The sequence below is a fragment of the Candidatus Binatia bacterium genome (genome assembly GCA_029243485.1).
Classification (GTDB): Bacteria; Desulfobacterota; Binatia; order UBA12015; family UBA12015; genus VGTG01.
On the sequence record JAQWRY010000076.1, the window covers coordinates 1 to 7,816 of the forward strand.

6 protein-coding genes, 1 other RNA gene and 1 pseudogene are annotated in these 7,816 nt (G+C 63.9%); 2 read left to right on the top strand and 6 right to left on the bottom strand.

Going from position 1 to position 7,816, the window contains the following annotated elements; all coding sequences use genetic code 11:
* The coding region (locus P8R42_23040) for a hypothetical protein (protein MDG2307475.1) at nt 1-480 on the top strand (480 nt) is incomplete at its 5' end.
* On the opposite strand, the gene ssrA is transcribed toward P8R42_23040, so the two are convergent.
* The 4 genes from ssrA to P8R42_23060 form a co-directional block, all read right to left on the bottom strand.
* Nucleotides 481-838: a transfer-messenger RNA gene (ssrA, locus tag P8R42_23045) on the bottom strand. It lies immediately after the preceding gene.
* A 97-nt stretch (nt 839-935) separates the two neighbouring features.
* Nucleotides 936-2,075: a hypothetical protein gene (locus P8R42_23050; protein ID MDG2307476.1), complete on the bottom strand. Its 1,140-nt coding sequence runs from the start codon at nt 2,073-2,075 to the stop codon at nt 936-938.
* 31 nt (nt 2,076-2,106) lie between these two features.
* Nucleotides 2,107-3,525, bottom strand: coding sequence for an MBOAT family protein (locus tag P8R42_23055; protein MDG2307477.1), 1,419 nt, complete (start codon nt 3,523-3,525; stop codon nt 2,107-2,109).
* A 17-nt stretch (nt 3,526-3,542) separates the two neighbouring features.
* Nucleotides 3,543-4,106 carry a hypothetical protein gene (locus tag P8R42_23060; GenBank protein MDG2307478.1) on the bottom strand — a complete coding sequence of 188 codons (564 nt, stop codon included), beginning with the start codon at nt 4,104-4,106 and terminating at the stop codon, nt 3,543-3,545.
* Nucleotides 4,107-4,773: 667 nt separating this feature from the next.
* Here P8R42_23060 and P8R42_23065 point away from each other — a divergent pair.
* Complete coding sequence (locus tag P8R42_23065) at nt 4,774-5,112, top strand: hypothetical protein (GenBank protein ID MDG2307479.1); 339 nt, start codon at nt 4,774-4,776, stop codon at nt 5,110-5,112.
* Nucleotides 5,113-5,160: 48 nt separating this feature from the next.
* On the opposite strand, the gene P8R42_23070 is transcribed toward P8R42_23065, so the two are convergent.
* Together P8R42_23070 and P8R42_23075 are read right to left on the bottom strand one after the other, a co-directional pair.
* Entirely contained in the window at nt 5,161-7,266 is a 2,106-nt protein-coding gene (locus P8R42_23070) for a hypothetical protein (protein MDG2307480.1), read from the bottom strand.
* 207 nt (nt 7,267-7,473) lie between these two features.
* Nucleotides 7,474-7,816 (bottom strand): annotated as a pseudogene (locus P8R42_23075) (DDE-type integrase/transposase/recombinase).

Genomic DNA, 7,816 nt, shown 5'->3' on the forward strand with positions numbered 1-7,816 from the left:
AAGCAGGCGTCGAGCCCCAAGAAGGGCGGATCCCTCTGGAGGCCCAAGACCGGCGAGCGCGTACTCGACTGCCGAAAGTTGCCCGCGATCTTCCAGGTGCTGGAGCGCCGGAGGCGTGCATCGCTCAAGACGGGTCGCCGGGACTACGTCTTCACCGACTCGCTGGGCAAAACCCTGTCCCAGGACTGGCTCCACAAACGAGTGTTCAAGCCGACCCTGCGGAAACTCGGCATCGCCCATCGGGGCCAGAACGACGGCATGAGGGACACCTTCATCACGCTGTCCCTCTCGGCGGGGGAGGATCCGGGCTGGGTCGCCAAGTTCTGCGGGACCTCCGAGCGGATGATCTGGGAACACTACCGGGCCTATCTGCCCGATCAGGCAGACGGTTCCCGTGTCAGTGCCGCGCTCTTATCTGTTACCCGGCTGTTACCCGAGACAACAGAAAACGAAGACAATCCTGCAAAAACAGGTACTTAAAACTGGAGGCGGGGGGAATCGAACCCCCGTCCGAAAGCACTCAACCAGAAGCTACTACACGCTTAGCTCACGTTTTAATCTCACCGCTTCGCCCCCCGTGAGCGGGGTTCTTGCGGCCAGCTTGGAAAATTTAAGAGACGCGCCTCCTAGCTGCAGTGCGAATCCGATCCCAATTAAATGACACTCAGTTCAACGGCTTGGGAGGCCGCTAAGTGAGCGCCGAGCGGACTAAGCCGCCTGGAGTTGGTAAAAATTGTCTGCAGTTAGATTGCAGCCCGGGATGATTAACGAGGCCAACCCGGATCCTCGGCGTGCAACTCCTGACTTTGTAAACCTCCGTCGAAACCTGGTCGCCCCCATTAGCGAGCCAACCCCAGTATAAGCACGCGGGCGGCTGGGAGGAAGGGGGTTCCGGGCACGGAAAGTCGTCAGGTTTCCTCGGGCGTGGGAGAGGCTCAGTGCCCCGGGGCAGCGGGCGCAGCCGGGGCGCCCGTCGAATCCGCCGAAGATCCCGCCAGGCTGGCCCGCAGTGCAGGCAGCACGGCACGCGAGAGCTTGTCCTGGCCGAGGTCGCCCAGGTGGAGGATGTCTCCAAAGTCCTCGTCTACGAACGGACCGGATTCGTCCAGGGAGACGAACGTCACGCCCGGCTTGTCGCTCAGCTCGCGCGCCAGCTCGAGGAATTCCGTCCGCAAACCCACGTCGTAGAGCTCGGCCGATACGGAGTGAAGCGGCGTTTCCACGATCACGACTTCGATCCCTGCCTCGAGGAGGCGGTCTACACCCTGCCTAACCAGAGCGTACTGGATCGGGACGTGCGAGCCGGCGGTGATCTCGCGCACCATCGGCGTCTGGTGCGTTCGCACCGTGGGACCGAGAGGTCCGCCGAACTGCCGGGAGATCTCCTGCAGCTGCTCTTCGGGCATCGGCGCCATCGCTTCTTCCCAGAAAGCGATCGGCTCGCGTCCCGCCTGGAACGGTCGGACCGCGTGCGGCTCGAGGCCGCCCTCGTCCCTACGACCGAAATCCTGACGCGTGAACCGCCGGAGGCGATAGAGCCCGGCGAGACCGAGGACCTCGCGGAACCGGTAACCGTTCAACGTCGCGGCCCCGAAGAGACGCAGAACCGTCGTGCGGTTCTCCCAGGCGAAGCCCGGGCCGGCCGCCGTGAGCAAGTTGACGATCGCGCGGACGTTCGCCGTGCCACGACCGGCGACCGGTTCGATCCGGATCGGACGATGCGTGTTGAACTCCGAGAGAGGAAAGACCACGACGTCCGGCTTCGCGTCGACGAGATCTTCGATGAGCGAACGGGTCTGGAACGGAAGGTGGCCCGGCCGCGCGAGCTTCACGACGTCCAGATTGGGCACCTGCTCCTCCAGGAACGGCTCCGAGAAACCCGCCATGCCGCGACTCGTCCCGAGAACGACCGCGACCTTCTGTCCCGGCGGGCTCCCTTCGGCCAACCACGCACGCTCGCGCGCGGTGATGTGACTCGACGGGTTCGTGATCGGGACGTGACTCAAGATCATCCCCCACGGGCCGCTCCCGCCGAGAAGCAGAGCATCCAGGATCAGGACCGAAACGACCGCCACTGCGGCGGCCCACGGGAACCATCCCGAGCGGTCAGAACTGGAAGTAGATGAACGGGGTTCCACCATCTTCACCTAGCAAAACGATCGCAAGCAGCAGTCCCGTGTACAACACGGCCCGAGCGAGGAACGGCCACCGAAGCACGATCTCCGGCTCATCGGTTTTCCACTGAATCAACTCCATCAGCATGAGCGGCCCGAGGAGCATCGCAAGAGGCCGAACCCACTGCGCGACCGAGACCGCGTGAAACGGCCCGACGAGCTGCGAAAGCAGCGCCCCCGCGTGCGCCAGGCTCTCGGCGCGGAAGATCACGAAGCCGAAGCAGAGCAGATGGAACGTCACGAAGATCGCCGCAGCCTTGCGGAGATACGCACCACTCGGCCACGCCTTTCGTACCCGCAGACCCAGCGGCTGCAGCGCACGCTCGAGTCCGAGCAACGCCCCGTGGAAGGCTCCCCAGACCACGAAGGTCCAGGCGGCCCCGTGCCAAAGTCCCCCGAGCACCATCGTGATCATGAGGTTCGAGACCGTTCGGAACGTCGTGCCTCGATTCCCGCCGAGAGGGATATAGAGGTAGTCGCGAAGCCAGTTCGAGAGGCTGATGTGCCAACGCCGCCAGTACTCCCCGATGCTCGCCGAGAAGTACGGGACGTCGAAGTTCCGCATGAGATCGAAGCCCATGATCCGCGCGATTCCCCGCGCGATATCCGTGTACCCCGAGAAGTCGCAGTAGATCTGGAACGTGAACGCGTACGTGGCGAAGAGGACCTCCGCACCCGTTGCCGAAACCCCGGGCGCGTAGACCGCATCGACCAGTGGCGCGAGATTGTCCGCGATCACGACCTTCTTGAAGAGCCCCCATAGGGAGAGCCAGGTGCCCGAGGCGATGTCGTTCGTCGTCGCGCGACGTTGCCGTTGGATCTGAGGCAACAGATGCGTGGCACGCTCGATCGGGCCCGCCACCAACTGCGGGAAGAAGGAAACGTACAAGCCGAAGTCGATCAGGCTCCGCGTCGGCACCAACTGACGCCGATAGATGTCGATCGTGTAGGAGAGCGTCTGGAACGTGTAAAACGAGATCCCGACGGGCAGGACGACCTCGATCGCCCACGGCGCGAGGCGCGCTCCCGTAGGTTCGAGCAATGTCTGGAGGCTCGCCGAGAAGAATCCGACGTACTTGAAGAAGCCGAGGATCCCCAGGTTCGTCGCGAGACTCACCAACAGCCAACGCTTCCGAACGCCGGGGTCCTCCGACGCGTGAAGCCGGATCCCGACGATGTAATCGACGACGGTCGAGATCCAGAGCAGCGAGAGGAAGCGCGCGTCCCACGCGCCGTAGAAGGCGTAGCTCGCCAGCAGCAGGAAGACGTTGATCCCCCTGCGCGGCAGCAGATACAGCCCCATGAGGACGAGCGCGAAGAAGGCCCAGAACTCGAAGCTATTGAAGAGCATGACCCGCGTTCGCCCCGCTACGGCCGCCGCTCGCCCGCAGGACGCGGCCGATCGCTACGCCCGCAGAGCTCGAACCCGATTTCGCCCTGGGTAAACGAGTTCCCGAGCGCCGGGTCTACAGAGGTATAGAGGCGACTCGAGAAGAAGTCAGAGCGATAGGTACCCAACAAGTCATACCCGGCCCGCCCGGACCGCAACCCGTCGAACTCCTCTTCAAACCGCGCCAACCCGCGGCTGTGAACGCTGTTCGAGCCGATGTCCGGCAGCACGAAGTAGTCGGGTTCAGCTTCGAGCCACTCCCCCGGCTCTTCCATCCGCAAAGTGAGGCCGAAGAACTTGAAGGGAACCTCCAACCCCATCCACGCGGCGTAGTAGCCAGGCGCCGCAACGAACGGAGCATCCGCGTTTTCACTTGCCCTCTCCACGGCGTCGGCGACCTGCCACTGCTGGTCAACGGAGAACCGCGACACCTGCGAGAACGTGAGCGCCGCCGAATAGACCCACGCGAGAGCCACGAGCGCGACGCGGCGCGCAGGCAGATCCGCCAGGAACGTCGCGGCGAGGAGGGCGAAAAGGGGCACGAACGCAAGGAGGTATCGGACCTCGTGTACCTCGTCAAAGACGTCGGGATCTTTGGGGTCAATTTATAAGAGACACTTCCGGCGCGGTCACTCGCCTGCGCAGCGCGTGGATCCTGCTACTTGCGACGAGTCCTCGTCATCTTCTTGACCTTCGGAGTTCCATCGCACCTCAGAACCCGACGACCGTCGCCGCCGCTCGCGCACAAGAACCGGACCTCGCTCCAGGCTTCGTGGTGGCGGCTACCCATCGACCTGGGCAAATCGGCCGGTCATCCTTCCTATCGTCAGTCCGCTGGGATCAGGTGTTTCTTCGAGATCGCCTGACGCGCCGACTGCGGCGCCTCACCGTGGATCCAACGGTCTATCCAATACAGGAGTACCCCTGCGGAGGCTCCTCGAGCACGCTCGCGCTCTCGGAGGACGGCAGCGTTCTCGCTTTTGTTGGAGAGAACGCGGGGACACTTGGCTTGGAGTCCGATCGCCAGGCCGAACGCGATGGGGTGCGTCTGGAGTGGACGTGCGATCCCAAAGGGGGCACGTGCCGTGAGATCTCGGCGTGCCCCGGCGATCCCGCCTCCACGCGTGAGCCTGCGGCGCGCGGCAGAGCCAGGCGTTCGTGGATCCCGCCGAAGGCGAGTACCAACGTTGTCTCTAGACCGGCGACACCATGAACGCGCAGGTCGACGCAGCCATTTCGCCCGAGGTCCCCTGGAAGGCTCAGAAGAATGGTTGGCAGCGCAGGAACCGCAATGGTGCGGTCGAGATCGTGCGGTTACGCAGCAGTCCCGCTCGCAGCGTCGCAAAAGTGGTGAGTTCGTCGCCGGCGCTCGACCTGCCCTACCTTCCTCCCAATGCGCCGCACGGGGTGCGGGTCCAGCCCCACGAGACCACCACCGGTCGGTGCTGGGAGGCTGATTTCCCGGCGTCTCCGGTGCGCGCCAATCGGCGCGGCGAGATCGCACCGGGCGGCGTCTCGCGCGGCTTGTTCCGCGCAGATCTCAACTGATCTGCCCCGTGTGGCCGGCGCGCACCGAATCGCTCCCGGTGCGCTTTCTCAGTGCTCGGCTGCGAGCACGGGGAGTGCAAGTCGTGGGAAGCACGGAATGTGGGCTGCGAGCCACAGGTCCGACTGTCGCCGGGCGAGGTCGTTGAAAGTTCTCGTCGGCGTGCCGTCGGCGGGGTCGATGACCGTGTTGCCGGTGAGAAAACCTGAGAGCAGGGCCGGGCTGCCAATGGGGCGCGTGCAACCATCGCCAACGTGGCAGAAGCTCGTGTCGGTTTCGCGAGCGTGACATCCCGCGCAACTATTCAAAGACAACTCGAAGCGAGCACAGCGGTCCGGCAGTGTCGCAGAACTTACCCCGTCGAAGAACGAGGCCGAACCGTAGGGGACGCTCGCCGCGAGGAAGGGGGCACCCACCGGGTGCTCGTCGGGTACCGTGAAATCGTTCGCGCAGATGATCGGCGCATTCGGGTTGACCCAGTTCTCGAGATCGGTGGTGAAGTTCAAAGGCATGTGGGGGTTTTGTTTGGTCGTATCGGGAACGAGAAGCCCGGTTGCGGGAGATAAAACGAATTCTCTTAGTTCCCATTGAGAAGCGAGAGCGTTCTCATTGGTGCGGAGCTGGCCCAGGGAACTGCCGTTGGGGTTCCCTGGAGTGGTTCCACCCAGAGAGAAGATGTCGGTGAGATTTTCCAGTTCGTCATTGTACAATGGATCGCCGGGGCCGCCGAGAGTCGGGTCCTGGAGATCGAGCCATTTGCGCGCGTACTTCCGACACGGTTTACATCCGGGAAGATTGACTTTGTACTCGAGGATCACGCCGAACCGCAGCGGGTCGCACGTGTCCGTGTTCAGCAGGCCGAAGACGAAGCGTCCCTCCCCGCAATCCCCGCCGCCACCACCACCGTAGGGCGAGTTTCCGCGCAGGTCGACTCGGTTGACGATGGCCATCAGTCGGAAGGGGGCAATGCTAAGATCGAGTGGGACACCCGCACCTCCGCTTGCGAGTTGCCAGCGGTCGATGACGCTCTGCATCGCCGTTCTCGCCGGAATCGAGAGGCCGTTGACGGTTTGGTCGACGAGCCAGTTCTCGAGAAGGTCGAGGGTGAACGCCGAGGGATCGAGGCCGGTCGCCGAGGGGTTCGCCATCTCTTCCATCAGGCGACCGAAAGTCCATTTGCCCATGGCCGTGCCGGTGGATGGGGTACAGGGGTCGAACGTACGATCCGGGTCCTCGACGACATTCACGTCGGTGATCATCAGCGTGAGGTCTGGGTCGACCGTCGCTGGGGAGATGACCGGGAGCACCGGGACGCTCGAGGTGGACCCCCCCGGGGCGAGGAACTCCGAGAAGAATCCGCCGGATGCGGGACCTTCCCCGGCCAGCACCCGGCCCTCGAACACGGGTGTATCCCGACCCTGTGCCACTGCTTCCGACTGCTCGAGAGCAGCGCTGTATTCGCTCCATACTTTCGAATCCCACGGGATCGTGCCGGTGTAGACCGCCTGGTCCGTGGCGCTGGCTTCGAGGATCACCGGCTTGCGTTCGCCCACATCGATCTCGAGCGAGGGCGGGAGGCGCTTCAATTCTGTTCGGGCGAAGGTCACCCGAACGCTCGCCGTTGGGAGAACGTGGCCGGCAGACGTTCCCGCCGGCGCGTTCGGCGATATGTCGATCGAATCGATCTTGGGCGGGTGGGCTGCGAAGACCTCGGCTAGAGGCAGGCAGCGTCCCTTGGAGCGGTCGAGGGCAACTGGTCCCGTACACGCCTCGGCCACGGTCGTGAGCGCGGCTGCGGGGAGCATTCCTGCCGATGCGCTTGCGGTATCGCCCACGCATTGATCGGCGAACTCGACGATCTCGGAGGAAGAGAACTCCGGGCAGGCCGAGCCGTATCGTGCGAACGTTTTCCCCACGATCTTGTCGAGGCGCACCTCACACGATGTGAAGTCGACGTCGCCGGTGAAATCGCCTTGCTTCGATGCTCTGGAATGCAGTTTCAGGGCGCAAGCGAAGTATTTTCCGTAGGCGCTCTGAAGTGACGAGGCGCAACGGGCGGCATCATCCGCGCCGGCGGTGCCGACGGTACCGACGAGGACGATGCACATCCCGAGTGCGAGGACGAGATGTCGGGTGGGGGGAGGATTTTTCTTCATTGCGTTGACTCCTGCGCGGATGGGGGGCGGGTGGTCGCTGGAGCGCGCCGCCCGGGTGCTAACAAGAGTTGTTTGTTCTCATAACTAATAGAGGTTAGTCAAGGCCTCGATTCCGAACCAGGGCTCGGCGGGGCTTGCCCCCCCCCAAATAAAGGGTGTTTCTGCCTGCTCCGGGGGGCATCCGGACCCCGGGCCGCAGGCCCGCTTGTAGTAGTTCTCCAGCTTCACCACGTTCTTCATCGAGCGGCGGTAGCGCTCGATCTTTCCCTGCGTCTGCGGATGGTAGGGCGCTCCTCGCGTGTGTTGCATCCCGTGGCGACCGAGGTAGGTCGCCAGATCAGCCGCGACGTAGCAGGGACCGTTGTCGCTCAGCAGTCGAGGCCGGTGCACGACCGCCACCTCGTCGACTCCCGCCTTCGCTCGCGCAAGGTCGAGTGTCGCGGTCACGTCCGACGCCTTCATCGTCGTGCCGAGCGTCCACGCCAGGATGTAGCGCGAGTAATCGTCGAGCACGGTCGACAGGTACTACCAGCCCCAGCTCACGACGCGC

Coding starts and splice junctions, on each gene's coding strand:
- P8R42_23070 (MDG2307480.1), bottom strand. CDS start 7,266: ATGAAGAAAAATCCTCCCCCCACCCGACATCTCGTCCTCGCACTCGGG.
- P8R42_23055 (MDG2307477.1), bottom strand. CDS start 3,525: ATGCTCTTCAATAGCTTCGAGTTCTGGGCCTTCTTCGCGCTCGTCCTC.
- P8R42_23065 (MDG2307479.1), top strand. CDS start 4,774: ATGAACGCGCAGGTCGACGCAGCCATTTCGCCCGAGGTCCCCTGGAAG.